Annotated in this window: 22 protein-coding genes; 17 read left to right on the plus strand and 5 right to left on the minus strand. The window is 65.7% G+C overall.

The window, feature by feature from the left end; translation table 11 throughout:
- Window positions 1–52 precede the first annotated feature (52 nt).
- From Q7J58_RS07845 to Q7J58_RS07865, 5 genes are all read left to right on the plus strand, one after another.
- Window positions 53–535 (plus strand): TerB family tellurite resistance protein, encoded by a 483-nt coding sequence (locus tag Q7J58_RS07845; RefSeq protein WP_304825814.1) that lies wholly within the window; start codon window positions 53–55, stop codon window positions 533–535.
- 121 nt (window positions 536–656) lie between these two features.
- Entirely contained in the window at window positions 657–1,103 is a 447-nt protein-coding gene (locus Q7J58_RS07850; protein ID WP_304825817.1) for an RcnB family protein, read from the plus strand.
- A gap of 151 nt (window positions 1,104–1,254) precedes the next feature.
- Window positions 1,255–1,839: a DsbC family protein gene (locus tag Q7J58_RS07855; protein WP_304825820.1), complete on the plus strand. Its 585-nt coding sequence runs from the start codon at window positions 1,255–1,257 to the stop codon at window positions 1,837–1,839.
- A 102-nt stretch (window positions 1,840–1,941) separates the two neighbouring features.
- Window positions 1,942–2,082 carry a hypothetical protein gene (locus Q7J58_RS07860; protein ID WP_304825823.1) on the plus strand — a complete coding sequence of 47 codons (141 nt, stop codon included), beginning with the start codon at window positions 1,942–1,944 and terminating at the stop codon, window positions 2,080–2,082.
- A 10-nt stretch (window positions 2,083–2,092) separates the two neighbouring features.
- On the plus strand, window positions 2,093–2,374 hold the full coding sequence (locus Q7J58_RS07865; RefSeq protein WP_304825825.1) for a DUF427 domain-containing protein: 282 nt from the start codon (window positions 2,093–2,095) through the stop codon (window positions 2,372–2,374).
- Between the two features lie 39 nt (window positions 2,375–2,413).
- Here the strand turns inward: Q7J58_RS07865 and Q7J58_RS07870 are convergent, their stop codons facing one another.
- Together Q7J58_RS07870 and ylqF are read right to left on the minus strand one after the other, a co-directional pair.
- Window positions 2,414–3,016 carry an NAD(P)H-dependent oxidoreductase gene (locus Q7J58_RS07870; protein ID WP_304825828.1) on the minus strand — a complete coding sequence of 201 codons (603 nt, stop codon included), beginning with the start codon at window positions 3,014–3,016 and terminating at the stop codon, window positions 2,414–2,416.
- 79 nt (window positions 3,017–3,095) lie between these two features.
- The gene (gene ylqF, locus Q7J58_RS07875; RefSeq protein WP_304825831.1) at window positions 3,096–4,037 is read right to left on the minus strand and encodes a ribosome biogenesis GTPase YlqF; all 942 of its coding nucleotides are present in this window, start codon (window positions 4,035–4,037) and stop codon (window positions 3,096–3,098) included.
- Window positions 4,038–4,208: 171 nt separating this feature from the next.
- Here ylqF and Q7J58_RS07880 point away from each other — a divergent pair, with 171 nt between their 5' ends.
- The 3 genes from Q7J58_RS07880 to Q7J58_RS07890 all read left to right on the plus strand — a co-directional run bounded on the left by Q7J58_RS07880 (window position 4,209) and on the right by Q7J58_RS07890 (window position 6,448).
- The gene (locus Q7J58_RS07880) at window positions 4,209–4,679 is read left to right on the plus strand and encodes a hypothetical protein (protein WP_304825834.1); all 471 of its coding nucleotides are present in this window, start codon (window positions 4,209–4,211) and stop codon (window positions 4,677–4,679) included.
- A gap of 25 nt (window positions 4,680–4,704) precedes the next feature.
- Window positions 4,705–5,328, plus strand: coding sequence for a class I SAM-dependent methyltransferase (locus tag Q7J58_RS07885; protein WP_304825837.1), 624 nt, complete (start codon window positions 4,705–4,707; stop codon window positions 5,326–5,328).
- An 826-nt stretch (window positions 5,329–6,154) separates the two neighbouring features.
- Window positions 6,155–6,448 carry a 2Fe-2S iron-sulfur cluster-binding protein gene (locus Q7J58_RS07890; protein ID WP_304825840.1) on the plus strand — a complete coding sequence of 98 codons (294 nt, stop codon included), beginning with the start codon at window positions 6,155–6,157 and terminating at the stop codon, window positions 6,446–6,448.
- Between the two features lie 67 nt (window positions 6,449–6,515).
- Here Q7J58_RS07890 and gshA read toward each other — a convergent pair whose 3' ends face one another.
- Genes gshA through Q7J58_RS07905 form a run of 3 tightly spaced genes read right to left on the minus strand, consistent with a single transcriptional unit; the run spans window position 6,516 to window position 9,967 of the window.
- Window positions 6,516–8,069: a glutamate--cysteine ligase gene (gene gshA, locus Q7J58_RS07895; RefSeq protein WP_304825843.1), complete on the minus strand. Its 1,554-nt coding sequence runs from the start codon at window positions 8,067–8,069 to the stop codon at window positions 6,516–6,518.
- A gap of 34 nt (window positions 8,070–8,103) precedes the next feature.
- Complete coding sequence (locus tag Q7J58_RS07900) at window positions 8,104–9,138, minus strand: tRNA-dihydrouridine synthase (protein WP_304825846.1); 1,035 nt, start codon at window positions 9,136–9,138, stop codon at window positions 8,104–8,106.
- A 22-nt stretch (window positions 9,139–9,160) separates the two neighbouring features.
- Window positions 9,161–9,967 carry a mechanosensitive ion channel domain-containing protein gene (locus tag Q7J58_RS07905; protein WP_304825848.1) on the minus strand — a complete coding sequence of 269 codons (807 nt, stop codon included), beginning with the start codon at window positions 9,965–9,967 and terminating at the stop codon, window positions 9,161–9,163.
- A 272-nt stretch (window positions 9,968–10,239) separates the two neighbouring features.
- Between Q7J58_RS07905 and Q7J58_RS07910 the strand changes: the two genes are divergently transcribed.
- The 9 genes from Q7J58_RS07910 to Q7J58_RS07950 all read left to right on the plus strand — a co-directional run bounded on the left by Q7J58_RS07910 (window position 10,240) and on the right by Q7J58_RS07950 (window position 18,428).
- Window positions 10,240–10,791, plus strand: coding sequence for a FecR family protein (locus Q7J58_RS07910; protein WP_304825851.1), 552 nt, complete (start codon window positions 10,240–10,242; stop codon window positions 10,789–10,791).
- Window positions 10,792–10,850: 59 nt separating this feature from the next.
- Window positions 10,851–11,456, plus strand: a complete 606-nt coding sequence (locus tag Q7J58_RS07915) for an OmpA family protein (RefSeq protein ID WP_304825854.1) — start codon at window positions 10,851–10,853, stop codon at window positions 11,454–11,456.
- Window positions 11,457–11,508: 52 nt separating this feature from the next.
- Entirely contained in the window at window positions 11,509–11,997 is a 489-nt protein-coding gene (locus tag Q7J58_RS07920; RefSeq protein WP_304825857.1) for a pyridoxamine 5'-phosphate oxidase family protein, read from the plus strand.
- Between the two features lie 35 nt (window positions 11,998–12,032).
- Window positions 12,033–12,683, plus strand: a complete 651-nt coding sequence (locus Q7J58_RS07925) for an RluA family pseudouridine synthase (protein WP_336623480.1) — start codon at window positions 12,033–12,035, stop codon at window positions 12,681–12,683.
- A 13-nt stretch (window positions 12,684–12,696) separates the two neighbouring features.
- Window positions 12,697–13,470 (plus strand): SDR family NAD(P)-dependent oxidoreductase, encoded by a 774-nt coding sequence (locus Q7J58_RS07930; RefSeq protein ID WP_304825860.1) that lies wholly within the window; start codon window positions 12,697–12,699, stop codon window positions 13,468–13,470.
- Between the two features lie 20 nt (window positions 13,471–13,490).
- Window positions 13,491–14,084, plus strand: a complete 594-nt coding sequence (locus Q7J58_RS07935) for a histidine phosphatase family protein (RefSeq protein ID WP_304825864.1) — start codon at window positions 13,491–13,493, stop codon at window positions 14,082–14,084.
- A gap of 135 nt (window positions 14,085–14,219) precedes the next feature.
- Window positions 14,220–15,404: a beta-ketothiolase BktB gene (gene bktB / locus Q7J58_RS07940; protein WP_304825867.1), complete on the plus strand. Its 1,185-nt coding sequence runs from the start codon at window positions 14,220–14,222 to the stop codon at window positions 15,402–15,404.
- Window positions 15,405–15,537: 133 nt separating this feature from the next.
- Window positions 15,538–16,920 (plus strand): AAA family ATPase, encoded by a 1,383-nt coding sequence (locus Q7J58_RS07945; RefSeq protein WP_304825870.1) that lies wholly within the window; start codon window positions 15,538–15,540, stop codon window positions 16,918–16,920.
- Window positions 16,917–18,428 carry a VWA domain-containing protein gene (locus tag Q7J58_RS07950; RefSeq protein WP_304825873.1) on the plus strand — a complete coding sequence of 504 codons (1,512 nt, stop codon included), beginning with the start codon at window positions 16,917–16,919 and terminating at the stop codon, window positions 18,426–18,428. Before Q7J58_RS07945 ends, Q7J58_RS07950 begins: the two co-directional genes overlap by 4 nt.
- Window position 18,429 lies beyond the last annotated feature (1 nt).

Consider the following 18,429-nt stretch of genomic DNA (forward strand, 5'->3'; position numbering starts at 1 on the left):
CCATGGGGCCGGCCGCAGGCTCAGCCTTTCAACCTCACCAGCCCCAACACCCATGTTCAAAACACTGAAAGACTTGCTGGACACCCTGACGGCCAACCTCGCCACGGCGACCAGCGCCCAGCCGACCCAGGCGCCCGAACACACGCTGCAACTCGCGACCGCCGTGCTGCTGGTGGAAGTGATGCGCGCCGACCCCAGCCTGGACGAGGCCGAGCGCGACACCGTGCTGATGGCGCTGCGCGGCAAATTTGCGCTGACCGACGACGAACTGCAGCACCTGCTGGAGCTGGCCCATGAAACAGCACGCACCGCCTACGACTACCAGCGTTTCACCAGCCTGCTGAACGAGCGCTTCACCCAGACCCAAAAAATACGGGTGGTGGAAGCCATGTGGCAAGTGGCCTATGCCGACGAGCACATCCATGCCAACGAACACCACGTCATCAGCAAGGTGGCCGGGCTGCTGCACGTCACGCACGGCGAATACATTGGCGCCAAACTGCGCGCGCAAGAGGCCGCACAAACCCAGGGCTGACCCGGACCAGCCCCAAGCCCACGCACAACTGGCTACCCAGCTTTGCACGAGCAGGCACAGGGCTTTACCGGCGCGACACACGGGCCGCACACCATGCAGGTTCACCATCAGGAGAACCTCCATGACATCCAGAAACTTTGTTGTTTGCGCCATTGCCGCTGCCACGCTGGGCATCAGCTCGCTGTCGTTTGCCCAGGGCAACGGCCCACGCGGCCAACGCGAGGAAACACCCCGGGTGCAGCAGCACGACAACCGCCAAGACAGCCGCCGCAACGCTCGCGACCACCGACAAGACGATCGGCACAGCGCACGCAACGACCACCGCGATGACCGCCGAGACTTCCGAAACCCACGCAACGACCGCTATTTCCACGCCCGCGGCCCGGCGTTCAAACGCGGCGCCTACATTCCCCGCGAATACCGCAACCGCCAGTACGTGGTGGTGAACCACCGCAGCCACCGCCTGAGTGCGCCGCCCCGCGGCCACCAGTGGGTGCAGGTGGGCGCTGACTACGTGTTGATCGCCGTGGCCACCGGCCTGATTGCGCACATTGTGCTGAACTACTGAGCGGCTGAGCCGTTTGTCGCTCATGCGCAGAAAACTGCCACCGCGCTGAGCGCCGTACCCGATCCGTCTGCCGCGCGTTGGCCCACCCAGCGTGCGGCACACGGGCTCTCTGCCATGATGTTGCCCTGCACACTGTGGACCCACACACGCCATGAAACTTCGATACCTCACACTCCCGCTGGTGGCGGCCCTGGCCATGGGTCTGTCCGCCTGCTCCAAAGAAGAACCGGCCTCAGCCGCTGTCACCGCCATCGCCCCGGCGCAAGCCTACGACGCGGTCGCGGCGCAGGCCAAGGGTTTCACCGTAGGTGCGCTGATGAGCGCCCACACGGTGTACGTGCTGTTTGACCCGCAGTGCCCACACTGCGGCCACTTGTGGAACGCGGCGCTGCCCTTGCTGGGCCAGGTGAAGTTTGTCTGGGTACCGGTGGCCATCATGGGCCCCAAAAGCCTGCCGCAGGGGGCGGCGCTGATGCAAGCGGCCGACCCGGTGGCCACCATGTCGGCGCACGAACAATCGGTGCTGTCGGGCCAGGGCGGCATGTCGGCTTCCAGCAGCGTTCCCTCGGACGTGGCGGCGGCCATCCAAACCAACAGCAACTTGCTGGACCGGCTGGGCGCCGATTCGGTGCCGTTCATCGTGGCCCGGCACACGCGCAGCGGCCAGACCATCACCCGCTCCGGGGCCCTCAGCACCAACGCCCTGCGCGAATTTCTGGGGTTCGCTCAGCCCTGATGCGCGCCACAGCACGTCCCCAGGGCCGCCCAAAATTCGCTGCGTTTGTGGCTTAACATTCAGGCATCAGACCGCATGTCGCGGCTGCCAACGGAGTCCACCATGGGCAAAGAACAGCGCAACGAAAAGATGGCGAAAAAGCCGAAAAAAGACACCTCAGCCCCCAAGGGCCCGGCCACCTCGGACCGCCCGACCCCACCGATGACCTCGGTATTGCCGCGCGGCAAAGACAAAAACAAGTGAGCCATTGCCGATGAAAGCCACCTGGAACGGCGCCGTGGTCGCCGAAAGCGACGACACGGTCTTGGTGGAAGGCAACCACTACTTTCCTGAAAACGCGCTCAACCGCGCTTTCGTCACCTTCAGCAACCACCGCACCAGCTGCCCCTGGAAGGGCCAGGCGCAGTATTACTCGCTGCTGGTCAACGGCGAACTCAACGCCGATGCCGCCTGGTACTACCCCGACCCCAAACCCGAGGCCGAGAACATCCGGGGGCGCGTGGCGTTCTGGAAAGGCGTGAAGATCGAGGCCTGAACCCGCGCACGCAGGGCCACAAGCCAGCTGCTCAGCTGTTCAGTCGGCCTGCCGCCCCAGCTTGCGCAGACGGGCCTGCCACCGGGCGACGCCCTGCTCGCCCAGTTGGTCCACACCGCCTACCAGCGTTTCATGGATGGGCGCAAAGCCCACGAAACCCAAAATATTGCGCTCCAGCGACTTCAGGCTGTGCGCCCGGAAATACCAGCGGTAGACCAGCGCGGGCATGCCCATGGTCACCACCACACGCGCTGAGCGACCACCCAGCCCCTTGTGGCCAAACGGGTTGCTGCCCTCTTTCTTGAAGGCAAAACCCGGTCTGGCCACCTGCTCCAGAAAACCTTTCAGCAGCGCGGGCATGTCGCCCAGCCAGAGCGGGAAAAACAACACCACATGCTGCGCCCACGCCAGGTCGTCCTGCGCGCTCTGCAGCGACGCGGGCAGCGTGCCGTGTTGCCAGTCCTGCGGGCTTCTGAGCAAGGGAAAATCCAGCCCAGCCACCACCACACGCCTGACCGTGTGTCCTTGCTCCTCGGCGCCGTCGGCATACGCATCGGCCAACGCATGGTTGAGGTGGCGAGCCCCGGCATCGGGATGACCATCAATCAGCAGAATGCGGCGGGCAGAGGCGGTTGGCAACATGGCGGGCTCCAAAAAATGGACCTCCATGCTCACACCATCCGATGACCCGGGACTTGATCCGGGTCAATCAACGAACCGCTCAGCGCTTGCGGGGCTTGCTGGGTTTGTTGCCGCGCTCTTTCTTGCGGTTCTGCCGTTCGGCGTCGGCTTTGTGGCCGGCAGCCAGCCACTGGCCAAACATCTCGGGTGTTTCCAGCGTGATGCGCCCGATGCTGTGGCTGCGGTAGTCGGCAATCAGCAGCTCGGCGGCTTTTTGCCAGTTGGCGTGGCCACCCGCAGCCAGGGCACCCCGCTTGCGTGCAATCGCCTCCAGCAGGTCTTCGTCGGGCATCGCGGCAACCGCTTCCAGCGCCAGACCCAGTTTGTAGCGCCCCTCCAGCAGCGCCGGGTAGGCCACCTTGAGCTTGGCCAGCAGCTCCAGCGCCACCTCCTGGTCGTCGTAGGCGTTGCGGCCCACAGCGCCACTGGCGGCCAGGTTGAAACCGCTCTCGGGTACCACAATGCGCGGCCACAGCATGCCGGGCGTGTCGTAGAGGTAGAAGTCGTCGGCCAGGGCCAGGCGCTGTTCGTTGCGGGTGATGCCGGCCTCGTCGCCCGTTTTGGCCGACCGCTTGCCCATGAGGGTGTTGATCAGCGTGGACTTGCCCACGTTGGGAATGCCGCAAATGAGCACGCGCATGGGCTTGACCATGCCGCCCCGGTTGGGCGCCAGCTCGCGGCAGGCCGCAATGATGGCGCGGGCGGGTGCGGTGTCGCTGGCGTCCAGCGGTATGGCACGGGTGTTGGCCTGGGCGTTGTAGTGCGCCAGCCAGAGCGCGGTGCGCTCGGGGTCGGCCATGTCTTGCTTGTTGACCACTTTCAGCGTGGCTTTGCCACTGGTGAGCTCGGCCAGCAGCGGGTTGGCACTGGAGCCGGGCAGGCGCGCGTCGAGCATTTCAATCACGACATCGATCTCTTTCACGCGCTCGGTAATGGCCTTGCGCGTGAGGTGCATGTGCCCGGGAAACCACTGGATACTCATCTGGAAATCGTCTTTCTGGGGAAATAGGCCTGCAGCCTCTGAGCCGCAGGCACTTGAGCAGGGATTGTGCCTTGCCCCATCAAGCGGGACGTTTTGCAGTCCCCGCTCAGGGCTTACCTGCAATAAACTGACACACCCAACCACCGCGCGTCACGAGAAAAGGACATTGGTATGAGCATCACCGTCAATATCGATTTAGGTTACGAATTCCAAGTCAGAACCCCAACGGCTGAAGTCTTTGAGGTGTTGTCGGACGTGCCTACCTCGGTCAGCTATTTTCCCAAGGTTGAAAAACTCACCGATCTGGGCGACGGCGTCTACCAATGGGAGATGGAAAAAGTAGGCACGGCCCAGGTGAACATCCAGACCGTCTACGCCAGCAAATACGTGAGTGACAAAGCCAAGGGCACCGTGAAATGGACACCGGTACCCGGTGTCGGCAATGCGCTGGTCGGGGGCCACTGGAAGTTGGTCAGCGACAAAAAATCGACCATCCTGACGCTGTCCATCCACGGTGAAATCACCGTACCGCTGCCGGGTCTGATGAAAATGATTGTGGTACCGGTGGTCCAGGGCGAGTTTGAAAAGCTGGTCGAAAAATACATCGACAACCTTATTGTTCGCTTCGGCGGCGAGGCATGAGCCGCGCCACGCCGGGGACGGCGTGATGTGCTGGCACTGCTACCACAACCGGATTTTCCCCTGGGCACTGGACCTGGCATGCGGCCTGCCCATGGTGGGCCGCATGCGCCAGAAGGTGGTGCCACTGGCCTGGGGCCGTGTGCTGGAAGTCGGTCTGGGCACCGGGCTGAACATGCCCTACTACGACCCGGCCCGCGTGACCCGCATCACCGGACTGGACCCGGCACTGGAGTTGCAGCCCCGTGCCCGCCGCCGCATTGAGGCCAGCGGGCTGGACGTGGAACTGCTGGCCCTGTCGGCCGAGCGCATTCCCCGGCCCGACGCCAGCTTTGACACGGTGCTCGTCACCTATTCCCTGTGCACCATTCCCGACCCGCTGGCAGCCCTGCGGGAAATGCGCCGCGTACTCGCGCCCGGTGGCTCGCTGCTGTTTTGCGAACACAGCCGTGCGCCCGATGCGGCGGTGGCCCGCTGGCAAGACCGGCTGCAGGGCCTGTGGGGCCCGCTGGCAGGCGGTTGCCACCTGAACCGAGACATTCCCGCGCTGCTGCACGCCGCAGGCCTGCACTGCCCGCAACTGCACACCGGCTACCTGCCCGGCCCCAAACCCTGGACATTTCATTGCTGGGGCCAGGCTTACCCGGCCTGATAGGGACCCAGCGGCCGAAAACTTGTCCCTGCAAACCTGGGACAACCGTGTGGATAAGTCAGGGTAATCCCTGTACGACGCACGCAAGTGCTTGATTTGACAGCGCCTTTGACAAACTGCCCAAGCAACAGGCAGACCGTCGAATACGGCCTGAAAACAGGTCACAAACCTGAGTTATCCACAAAAAAATTGTGTTTCACCCGATTGTTTTGCAGTTCGCAAGGCGCTTGATCACAACCAACAGATTTGTCCCTGAGAACACTGGACAAGCTTGTGTATAACTTTGGGCAAGTCCTGTACGGCGAATGCAAGCTGTTGATTTAAATAGGTTTCCTACAAAATGCCCATTTAATAAGCAGCCAATGAAGTGCCAGCGCGAAAGTTTGCCCGCAAGCCCGTTATTTGTCCCTGAGAACACTGGACAAGCTTGTGCATAACTCCGGGCAAGTCCTGTACGAAGAATGTAAGTTATTGATTTAAAAAGACATACAACAAACTGCCTGTTTAACAGGCAAATTCAAAAAGACCCGTTGACCATCGAAACGCCTCGTCCCATGGTGTCTGTCAGAACGTTTTGGGAGCCAGTGCCGCACGATGGCGAACAGTGGTCAAAATCCAATGATGACCCCGTATCTGCCAAGCCAAGCGCAACTTCGGGGATCTGCTTATTCACTGTTTTGAAGTTGTCCCTGCATTCTCTGGACAAAGCTGTGCATAACCTGCCGCAAGTCCTGTACGACGCATCCAAGTCATTGATTTTGAAAGAAAAATGACAATCTGCTTACGGAATAGGCAATACCTACCGGACTGGGGTAAATTCACAACCATGCCCCTGCCTGCCCCGACACACACGCTCGTCCTGCACGGGACCGCACCCCGGACACTTCAAGCAGCGCCCGACCAGACCTTGTTGCAGGTGCTGCTGCACGCGGGTGTGCCTTGGCCCGTGTCGTGCCGCAACGGCACCTGCCGGCGCTGCATCGGTCAACTGGCCGAGGGGCAGGTCCGCTACACCGTGGAATGGCCGGGCTTGCTGCCCGAAGAAAAGGCTGTTGGCTGCGTGCTGCCCTGCGTGGCCTGTGCGCTGACCGATGTGGTCTTGCTCGGCCCAGGCGTTTGAGGGGCAGGGAGGCCGAGAAAATCTGGGCGATCTGAGAAGACCACACACCCGGTGTGACAGCGCTGTTTCAGGCCGCCACGGCTTCGGTGTGGGGGCGGCCCAGGCGCGCAGGCGAGGTGTATTCCTGCCGGTAAATTTCAAACGGCATGGTGTCGGCCGCTTCAATGGCGCGCTGGTCGGCCACGGACTGCGCCGCCATGGCTTCAAAGCGGGCTTGTTGCTTGGCGCTCCAAGGCATGGCCAGCAGCTCGGCGTGGTTCTTCAGGGACTGCGCACGCGCAAAGGCCACGAACGAGTCGCCATGCGCTGCGCGCACTTCGCTGAGAACGCGCGCCGAGGGCAAGGTGTCGGGCGCCTGCAGGGCGGCCAGGGCCTGGGCCACGGCGTCGGCGTGGTCGGCGCTGCCTTGGGCGGCGTCGAGCTTGCGGGCGATGGGTTGCAGCTGTTCCAGCAACGCCAGGCCCCACTGCACCAGCGGCACGCTCTGGCCCTGGCGCTGCAGACACAGGCCCGGTTCGCGCCCGCGCGCGGCGGTGAGGTGCTGGTTGTGCGCCAGTTCGTGAATTTCGGCGGGCGTGTCGGGCGGACTGTCCGTCAGCAGACAGTGCATCAGGAACACGTCCAGAAAACGCAGCGTGCTGGCGCCGATGCCGATCACCTCAAAGGGGTTGAGGTCCATCAGGCGCACTTCGATGTATTCCACCCCGCGCTCGCGCAGGGCATGCAGCGGGCGCTCGCCGGGGTAAATGACGCGCTTGGGACGGATGGTGCCGTAAAACTCGTTTTCGATCTGCAACAGCGTGGTGGCCAGCTGGTTGTAGTCGCCACCGGGGTTGCGGATGCCCAGCGCCTCGTAGGCCGGCCAGGGGCGGGTGAGCGCGTCGTGCAGCGAGGCAGCGTAGCCTTCCAGGCCGTTGTAGCTCACGGCCAGCGTGGCCTGGGCTTCGCTCTGGTAGCCCAGCCGGCCCATGCGCAGCGAGGTGCCGTGCGGCATGTGCAGCGAACCGCTGGTGCCCAGCGGCTGCAGCTCGTGCTGGCGGCCTTCTACAAACGACGAACACACCGCCGGCGAAGCGCCAAACAGGGTGAGCAGCAAAAACGCGTGGCGACGGAAGTTGCGGATCAGCGCAAAGTAGCCATCGTTGTCCACACCGGGCAACGACCAGTTGTAGTGAATGCCCGAGATGGTCTGCATGCGCCGGCCGTAGCGGTGGCCCAGTCCCATGCGGTAGACGCTTTTGGCGCGTCCCACGTTGCTGGCGCCATAGCGCCCCAGCGGAATGGTTTCGTCGGTGGGCAAGCCGCAGGGCATGCTGGAGGCCCAGAGCATTTCGTCACCGGCCGCGCGCAGGCTGCGCGCGGTGAACTGGTGCACTTCGCGCAACTGGTCCAGGCAGGCGCCCACGCTGTCGTGCACACCCGTGATCAGTTCGAGCTGGGACTCGCTGTAATCGGTGGTGATGTGGGGGTGCGTGAGCGCACTGCCCAGCGCGGCTGGGTGCGGCGTGAGGGCGAGTTTGCCGTCGGGCTGGGCGCGCAGGCTTTCTTTTTCAAGGCCACGGCGCATGCCGCGCAGTCGATCGCCCGCGATGGCGTCCAGCCGTTGTTGTAATGAAGTCATACAGAAGGTCGTGTGTCGGGTCCGGGGCCGGAACTTAACACGGTTGGGGCATTTCTGCTGTCTGCACGGGGCTGCGGCTTTCATGCACGCTGGGCAGACGGGACGCTGGTGGCTGGTCCAGGGGCAGCGCGGGCACGTTGTGGCGCAGCCAGGCTTCCACCTGTTCGGGGTCGTTGGACACCCGGAGATCGTCGAACGCGCGCTGCGCCTCGGGGTGGCGTTTGCGCAGGTAGTTGAGCCATTGTTTCAGGCGCCCGGCGCGGTGGCGGCGCTCCACGCGCGCACTCATTTGCAGCCAGAACAGCGGCAACAGCGGCACGATGCGGCCCCACGGCGCACCACCGAGCCCTTTGATGGCCAGCGCCAAACCAGGGTCTGTCACCATGCCGCGGCCGATCATCAGGGCGTCACAGCCGGTGACCTCGCGGCAACGCTGGGCGTCGGCCACGGTCCAGATCTCACCGTTGGCGATGATGGGAATGCGCCGATTCACCGGCAGCGACTCCCGCACCTGGGCAATGCGCTCCCAGTACGCGGGCGGGCGGTAGCCGTGGGCCTTGGTACGGGCGTGTATCACCAGTTCGTCGGCGCCGGCGTCTGCAATGGCGTGGGCGCATTCTTCGGCGCGGCTGTCGTCATTGAAGCCCAGGCGCATCTTGGCCGAAACCGGCACATGGGCGGGCACGGCGCGGCGCACCGCCGAGACAATGCGCCCAATCAGTTCGGGCTCGTCGAGCAGCACGGCGCCGCCGCGGCTCTGGTTCACGGTTTTGGCGGGGCAGCCGAAGTTCAAATCGATGCCGTGCGGTCCCAGGCCCGCCAGCCGGGCCGCGTTGTCGGCCAGGCAGGCCGGGTCGGAACCCAGCAACTGCGCCCGCACCGGCACACCGGCACGGGTGTAGCCGCCATTGAGCAGCTCGGGCACCACGCGCACAAAGGCGCGTTCGGGCAACACGGTGTTGGTGATGCGGATGAACTCGCTCACGCAGCGGTCAATACCGCCCACGCGGGTGATCGCATCGCGCAGGGTGGCGTCGAGCAAGCCCTCCATGGGCGCGAGCAACAGCATGGTGGTGGCCTGTCGACAACGGTCAAGTGGCCACGGTGCGCAAGTGCACATCGCGCTGGGGAAACGGAATGCTCAGGCCGACTTCGTCGAAACGTTTTTTCACGCGCTCCTGCATGTCGAAGTACACCGGCCAATAGTCGCCCGTGGCCGTCCACACCCGCACCCGGAAGTTGACCGCGCTGTCGGCCAGTTCGCCGACCACGATCACGGGCGCGGGCACCTGTAACACGCGCCCGTCGGCTCGCACCAGGGCATCCAGGGTCTGGCGAGCCAGGTCGATACTGCTGCCGTAACTGATGCTGAACACCATGTCCACGCGGCGGGTCGCTTCCGTCGAAAAATTGACGATATTGCTGTTGGCCACCGGGCCGTTGGGCACAAACACGGTTTTGTTGTCGGGCGTTTTCAGCACCGTGTACAGGATCTGGATGGACTGTACGGTGCCGCTTTGCCCCTGCATTTCCACGAAGTCACCCACCCTGTAAGGCTTGAACACAATCAACAGCACACCGCCCGCAAAGTTCGACAAACTGCCTTGCAGCGCCAAGCCCACAGCCAGGCCCGCCGCGCCCAGCACCGCAATGAACGATGTTGTGGCCACGCCCAGCATACTGGCCACGGTGATGATTACCAGCACTTTCAGCGCCAGGCTCATCAGGCTGCGCAAAAAACTGCGCAGCGTCACGTCCACGTTCAGGCGCTGCATGTACGCGTCCAGCCGGCGGCCGAGCCAACCGCTGAGCCACAGACCGACCAGCAACACGGCCAGCGCCAGCAAGAGGTTCACGCCGTAGGTAACCGCGAGTTCGGTGAGACGAGCAGATTGCAAAACAGACAAAAGAGAAAGCCTTTCCATCAGGACTTACGCAAAACCGTCAGGGCTGGGCGCAAAGCCGCAGACAGGACACCCGGTACGGCAAGGCTTGGTAACAACGCCCTGGCAGTTTTGCGTCAGTCCTGTCAATACAAAATTGGGGATGATACGGGTGAGCCCGCTGCTGGTGCAGCGGCTTCATTGAGGGAGCAGGCATGGTGGCCAAGGTTCCCGGTACACGCAGCCAGCCCGTCCGGTAATATCAAACGATTGTTTGGAGATTCAACATGCGGACACTTTCAGGAACGATGTTCACCCTGCCTTTGGCTGCGGCCCTGTGGCTGGCAGCCCCGCTGGCGTGGGCGCAAACCCTTCCCATCCCAGGGCCAGCCACCGAGGCAGCTGCGGGTGAAACTGCGGCGGCGCCCGCAAGCACCCCGCAAGCACCCGCCAACGACCAACGCATTGGCACCGTCAAGCAGGTTCGAGGAGAAAGCTGGCTCGGCCAATCCGGGGCGCGCCGTCCCGCCACCTCGGGCGAGGGTGTGTTTGAGACCGAGCGCATGAGCACCGGACAACGGGGCGCAGCCACCATCACACTCAAAGACGGCACGATTTTGACCATGGGCCCCAACTCCACCATGGACCTGAGCCAGTTTCAGTACAACGCCACCACGCAACAAGGCAACTTTGCCTTGAACCTGCTGCAAGGCTCGGTGCGGGTGGTGACGGGCCTGCTGGCCAAGATCAACCCCGATATGTTCAAAATATCCACGCCGACCTCGGTGGTGGGCGTGCGCGGCACCGATTTCATCGTCGAAACCGAAGCCGCACGATAAGCCGACGCGCCCCGACGCCAATGCCCCAAACCACCGACCTTGCCCACCCACACGTGCCCATGAACCGCCCACGATTGCCCACCCACGCTCTGGCCACTCTGGCCTTGGCGGCCCTGCTGTCGGCCTGCGCGCCGGCGACCCGCGTCACACTGCTGCCCCAGTCCACCGGCATACCCAGCGCCGTGGAAGTGCGCACAGACAAAGGCGTGCAACGCCTCAGCAAACCCTATCAAGTGGCCAACGTGAGTGCCAGTGGAGCGATCAGCCTGGACACCACCAACGCCACCAGGTTGCGCCAGACCTACCCCGATCTGCTCGCGTTGCAGCCTCCAGCGCCGGAGCGCTTCACGCTCGAATTTGAGCTGGGCACATCGCAACTGACTGCGCAATCCCAGGCACAACTGGACACCGTGATGGCACGCGCCCAGGCCAGAGCCGGCGGTGAAGTGGTGGTGACGGGACACACCGATCGACAGGGCTCGACCGAAGCCAATGACCGGCTTTCGCTGCAGCGTGCGCAAGCTGTGCGCGCCTTGCTGATCGAACGTGGGTTCAAGGCCAACCTGATCGAAGCCGTGGGCCGGGGCGAACGCGAACCCCTGGTGCCCACCGACGACGAGGTGGCCGAGCCCCGCAACCGCCGGGCCGAGTTGCTGGTGCGCTGAAGGACCCGCCACGCCTGGCCGCTCGCGCTGCCCCAGCCCGATACACACCCGCATGGCCTCCGAACACCGCCTGACCACCACCCTTCGCGATCTGCTGAACCAGCAACGCACCGCCGCCCTGGGCACCGTGGGGGCCGACGGCACACCCTTCGTCTCTCTGGTGCCCTATGCGGTAGACACCCGGCAACGCTGCCTGGTGATCCACGTGAGCGGCCTGGCAACCCACACCGGCAACTTGCGGCGCGAACCGCGCGTTTCGCTGCTGGTGAGCGAAAACGCCGCCGCCAACGGGCCGGTGCACGCCTTGCCCCGCGTGACGCTGGAGGCCACCGCCGAACTGCTGGCGCCCGGCACGGCTGAAGCCCTGGCCTGCAGGGCTGTGTACCTGCAGCGGTTCCCAGAGACGGAACCCATGACCGAACTCGGTGACTTCCGGTTTGTGCGCCTGCTGGTGCACGCCGCACGCCAAGTGGCGGGCTTCGGTGCTGCCCGCAGCCTGGACCGCGAAGAAGTCCGCAGCGCACTCGGGCCCGCACCCTGAACCCCGACGCCACGCCTGCCGATACGGGACGGCCACTGGTGGTGTTGCACGCCGATGGCGCCCTGCTGGTGCTGGTGAAGCCCTCCGGCTTGCTGGCGGTGCCCGGTCGCGGCGAAGACAAACAAGACTGCCTGAGCCGCCGCGCCCAGGTGCAATGGCCCGACGCGCTGGTGGTGCACCGGCTGGACATGTCCACCTCGGGCCTGGTGGTCATGGCGCGCGGCTTGGAAGCCCAGCGCGCCCTGAGCCGCGCGTTTGAGCAGCGCCGGGTGCACAAGCGCTACATGGCCGTGGTGGCGGGCCAGCTCGCCAACCCACTGCCCGACAACGGCTGGAACACCATCGACCTGCCCCTGGCGGTGGACTGGGTCAACCGCCCACGCAGCATGGTGTGCCATGCAACCGGCAAACCCAGCCTCACGCGCTGGCGGCTGGCCGAGCCACAAACCCCCAACGGATACACGGGCATCGGCACCCGGGTAGAACTGGAACCCGTCACCGGCCGCACGCACCAGTTGCGTGTGCACTTGCAAGCCTCAGGACACCCCATTGTGGGCGATGCGTTGTACGCCACCCCAGACCAGCAAGCGCTGTCCAAGCGCCTGCTGCTGCACGCGGACATGCTGGAACTGCCTCACCCTGTGACCGGGCAGATGCTGCGGTTTCACAGCCCCTGCCCTTTTTGAGCCCACCTGCCACATGAGCGTACGAGACATTACCCTCCTCACCGGCGCCTCACGCGGCATGGGCCTGGCCATGGCGCACCAGTTGCTCAGCCCCCACCGGCACCTGCTGTGCATTTCGCGCAGCACCAACGAAGCCCTGGCCGCTGAAGCGCTGCGCCTGAACGCCCCGCTGACCCAATGGGTGCACGACCTGAGCGACACCACCGGCGCCGCCCAGCGCCTGCAAGCCTGGCTGGACGGCCTGGACACCCGGGCCCTACACAGCGCCACGCTCATCAACAACGCCGGCATGATCCCGCACATTGGCCCGCTCGACGCCTGCCCGCCCGACGGGCTCTCAGCCGCCTTGCGCGTGGGCCTGGAAGCCCCCATGCAACTCACCGCCGCCTTTTTGCGCGCCACCGGCGCCTGGGTGGCCGCGGGCTGGCAAGGGCCACGCAAGGTGCTCAATATTTCGTCCGGACTGGGGCGCCGCGCCATGGCCGCGCAAGCCCCCTACTGCGCGGCCAAGGCCGGCATGGACCACTTCACCCGCTGCTGTGCGCTGGACGAAGCCCAACGGCCGCACGGCGCGCGGCTGGTTTCGCTGGCGCCGGGCGTGATCGACACCGACATGCAGGTGCAGCTGCGTGCAGGCGACCCCACCGCATTTCCCGACCTGCAACGCTTTGTGGAACTGCAGCGCCAAGGCCAGCTCACACCGCCCGACACCGCTGCTGCCCGCGTGCTCGCCTGGCTGGAGCGCCCCGACTTTGGCGCCCAGCCGGTGGCCGACGTGCGGGACTGAAACCCACCCCGGAGAACCCCATGCCCCTCAGCCCCCTGCCCCGCCGCCGTTTTGTTCAGACCGCGCTGAGCTGGGCGGCTGGCGGTGCCCTGTTGCCGGTAGCCACGGCACAAACCCAGGCCGATTTCTGGGGTCTTCTGCGTGCCGGGGGCTGCGTGGTGCTGATGCGCCACGCCCAGACCGTGCCCGGCATCGGTGACCCGCCCGGCTTTCGCCTGGGTGACTGCAGCACGCAGCGCAACCTGAGCGAGGCCGGCCGCGAGCAGGCACAGCGGGTGGGCCAGGCCTTTGCGCGCGAGGGCATCCGGGTGGACGAGGTGCGCTCCAGCGCCTGGTGCCGCTGCACCGACACCGCCGACCTGGCCTTTGGCCGCCACACCGTGTGGGCACCGGTCAACTCGTTTTTCAGGGACAACAGCGGCCCCGAGCAAACCCGTGCCGTTCTGAGCGCCGTGGCCCGCCTGCAAGCGCCCCACAACCTGGTGTTGGTGACACACCAGGTCAACATGTCGTCGCTGACCGGCGAATACCCGTCCATGGGCGAGATTTTTGTGACCCGGCCAACCAGCCAAGGCAATGAACGGCTTCAGGTGCTCGCGCGCCAATTGGTTTGAAGCGTATGGGCAATCTCTCATTCCGCTCGTCTCCAGTTTGACGCTCAACAAGGCCGGTGTAAGCCTGCGACAGATACCATCACACGTTGATCACCCGATCACACACCCCAAACCACCACAAGCAGGAGATATCCCATGAGCAGAGAAGTCGTCGTCGTCAGTGCAGCCCGCACCGCCATTGGCACCTTTGGCGGCAGCCTCAAGGACACCCCCCCCACCGAACTCGCCGCTCTGGTGGTGCGCGAGTCGCTGGCACGCGCTGGCGTGGACGGCAAAGACGTGGGCCATGTGGTGTTTGGCCACGTGGTGAACACCGAACCCAAAGACATGTACCTCTCGCGCGTGGCGGCCATCAACGGCGGTTGCGCCCAGAGCACGCCCGCCTACAACGTCAACCGCCTGTGCGGTTCGGGCCTGCAGGCCATCGTCAACGCCAGTCAGAGCATCTTGCTGGGCGACACCGACATCGCCATTGGCGGTGGCGCTGAAAACATGAGCCGCGCGCCCTACGCCTCGCTCAACACCCGCTGGGGCGCGCGCATGGGCGACACCAAGATGGTGGACATGATGGTCGGCGCGCTGCACGACCCGTTCCACACCATCCACATGGGCGTGACGGCCGAAAACGTGGCCGCCCAGTTCGGCATCACCCGCGACATGCAGGACGCGTTGGCCGTGCAAAGCCACAACCGCGCCCAGGTGGCCATTGAAGAAGGCCGCTTCAAAGACCAAATCGTGCCGGTCATGCTCAAGAGCCGCAAAGGCGAGGTGGCCTACGACACCGACGAGCACTACCGTCCCAACTGCACCTTGGCCGACATGGCCAAGCTCAAGCCGGTGTTCCTCAAAGAAAACGGCACCGTGACCGCCGGCAACGCCTCGGGCCTGAACGACGCCGCCGCTGCCGTGGTGCTGATGGACAGCAAGGCCGCCCAGGCGCGCGGCCTGCAGCCGCTGGCCCGCCTGGTGGGTTACGCCCACACCGGCCTGGAACCCAAAATCATGGGCATGGGCCCGGTGTCGGCCACGCGCCTGGTGCTGGAGAAAACCGGCCTGAGCGTGAACGACCTGGACGTGATCGAAGCCAACGAAGCCTTCGCGGCCCAGGCCTGCGCCGTCACCCAGGAACTCGGCCTGGACCCGGCCAAGGTCAACCCCAACGGCTCGGGCATTTCGCTGGGTCACCCGATTGGCGCCACCGGCGCGCTGATCACGGTGAAGGCGCTGTACGAACTGCAACGCATTCAGGGCCGCTATGCGCTGGTGACGATGTGCATCGGCGGCGGCCAGGGCATTGCTGCGGTATTCGAACGGGTGTGAACACCCTCCCCCGCGCCGCTTCGCGTCAGCCCCCAAGGGGGCGGTGCTGGTGGCCCGGCGGAGCCGGTTCCACGGCACCCTGGGTCAGGTTACGCGCGGCGGCTTTTTGTGACACCGTTCGCATCAGCTTCACATGACGGGTAAACACACCACCAGCACCAACTGGGCACCCATGCTGGCCGAACTGGAACGCGGCCTGCTGCAACGCGATGTGGCGGCCCGGGCGCTGCTGCTGGCCGCGCTGGCGGGCGAACACGTGTTGTTGCTCGGGCCGCCCGGCACGGCCAAGAGTGAACTGGCGCGCCGTTTGCAGCGTCTGTTGCCCGGCGCGCATTATTTTGAGCGCTTGCTCACGCGCTTCACCGTGCCCGAAGAGCTGTTTGGCCCGCTCTCGCTGCGCGCATTGGAAAACGACCGCTACGAACGCCTGACCGAGGGCTACCTGCCCAGCGCCGAGGTGGCTTTTCTGGACGAGGTGTTCAAGGCCAACTCCGCCATTCTCAACACCCTGCTGGGTTTGCTGCACGAGCGCCAGTTTGACAACGGCAGCCAGCGCCTGCCGGTGCCGCTGGTCTGCCTGGTGGGCGCCAGCAACGAACAACCGCAAGACGACAGCCTGCTGGCGTTTTACGACCGCTTTTTGTTGCGCGTGCCGGTGCAACCGGTGGACGACGCGCATTTCACCGCCCTGCTGCTGGCCGATGCGCCCGGCGCGGGCCACACACCGGCCAACGCGCAGATCCACCCGAATGAATTGCAGGCCCTGCGCGAACGCGCGCCGCAGGTCGCCCTGGGTGAAACCGCTCTGGCCCTGCTGCTGCAAGCCCGGCAACACGCCAGCGACACCGGGCAAACGGTGTCGGACCGCCGCTGGCGCCAGCTGGTGGCCCTGCTGCAGCTGCAAGCCGCCAGCCGCCAGGCCAGCGCGGTGAGCCCTTGGGACTTGTGGTTGCTGCCTTTCGTGCTCGCGGCCGACCCGGTGCAGGTGCCAGGCTGGACCACGCTGTTCATGCACGCGGTGGCCCGCACAGCGCCCTTGCCGCTGGACGGCCTGGAACGCGCCGTGCAGGCCTTTGAATCCCAACTGGACACCGAACGCCGCGCCCCGCCCGACGCGCAAGACGACAGCGCCGGCAAACTGGCGCTGGCGCGCGCCATCACCCGCCCGGGCGAAGAAAGCGAGATGGTGCGCATCACCAGCGAACGCGCGCTGCGCCGCTACAGCCCGGTGCACATACAAGCCCGGGTGGCGCAGTGCGACGAATTGCTGAACCGCTTGCTGGCGCTGCACGGCGAATGGCTGGCTGTGGCCCACGCGGTGCTGGCCCAGGCCCGCGCGCACCCCTGGCTGCCACCGTCCTGGCTGCTGCAGATTGAGGTCGCACACGCCGAACGCTGCAGCCACCTGGCGGGCCTGTGCGCGCAGCACCAGTCCACCCGCAACGGGTTTGCCGCCTTGCCGGTGGACGAGGCGTTGACCACCCTACCCGCACCGGTGCACTGGAACGCGCCATGACACCGACGACCGGCCCGGCACCCCCGGCCGGGTCAGCGCCTGAGCCCGTTCACGCCCCGAGCCAGCCCGACCGGCCCTACCACCACCTGAACGCCTTGCCCCGCACACTGTGGCGCTGGGCGGTGGTGTGCAGCAGCGGCGCGGCCAGCCGCCGCCTGCCCGAGCTGGCGCACTGGCAAACCGCCCTCATGGACGGCACCCTGCCCGACCCAGCGCACGATTTTGGCGACCCATTGGCCACGCAGGCGCTGCAGCCCCTGCTGGCCGAGCTGGACCTGCTGACGCTCACCCGCCACAGCCCTGCGCTGACCCAGCAGGTGCTGCAGAGCGTGCTCTGGCACCTGGACAGCCTGATCGACCGGCCCGCCGCCATGCCCCGCACCCAGGCCATCGAGCAGATGCAAACCCAGTTTCGGGACAGCTGGAACGTGCAGCGCCAGGGCTGGGACGAGGCGTTGGCGCTGCTGCAGTCGCTGGGTGATCTGGCGCAGTTGCGCTGGGACGAGCTGGCCGGCCAGCTCAACCGCCGCGAATGGCAGGAAGCCCGGCGCATCGGCGAACTGCTCCAGCGCCTGCCCGCGCTGGCCGCTTTCATTGATGGCGTGGGCCGCCGCGATGCATCACGCACCCACCCGCCAGCCCGCGACACCCGACCTGCACACCCAGCCGAAACACCCGCCGCACGCCACCCGGCCGACGAAGCCGAGCGGCGCCCGGAGCCCACCGCGGTGGACGGCGTGCGCCGCTCGCGCAACCTGGCCCGCATGACCGGTGCCGAAAGCCTCAACCTCACCCACCCCGGCTTGCGGCGTTTGTGGCGGGCACGTTTTGCCGAAGCGCAGCTGCTGAGCTACGACGACCGTGCCCGCTCGCCCGCGCAGCGCCCTCTGCCCCAACCGGACCCACCAACCCAGCGCGCCGTGCCCACCCACGCCGGGCGTGGCCCGCTCATCATCTGCCTGGACACCTCGGGCTCCATGCGGGGTGCGCCGGAAAACGTGGCCAAGGCCTGCGTGCTGCAGGCGCTGCGCAGCGCCCACGCCGGCCAGCGCCCCTGCCGGCTGCTGGCCTTTGGTGGCCCTCACGAGCTGCTGGAGCGCGACCTGGCGCTGGACGCCGAAGGCCTGGCGCACCTGCTCGACCTGATGGGCCAGAGTTTTGACGGCGGGACCGACGTGCAGACCCCGATCGAACGCGCCATTGCGCTGGTGCAGACCGCTGGCTGGCAGGAAGCCGACCTGCTGGTCGTGAGCGATGGCGAATTTGGCGTGACCCCCGCCACCTTGCACCACCTGCGCGAAGCCAAGGAGCGGCTGGCCCTGCGCGCCCACGGCGTGCTCATTGGCGACCGCGAAACCATTGGCCTGCTGGAGGTGTGCGACCACCTGTACTGGGTGCGCGAGTGGCGGCGCTACGGCAACGGTGCCCGCACCGTGGCCGACAACTTTTCACCGGTGCACAGCCGCAGCCTCACGGCGCTGTATTTCCCCAACGCCATCCGACGCTGAT

It is taken from the genome of Hydrogenophaga sp. (assembly GCF_030656115.1).
In the GTDB taxonomy this organism is placed as follows: Bacteria; Pseudomonadota; Gammaproteobacteria; order Burkholderiales; family Burkholderiaceae_C; genus Hydrogenophaga.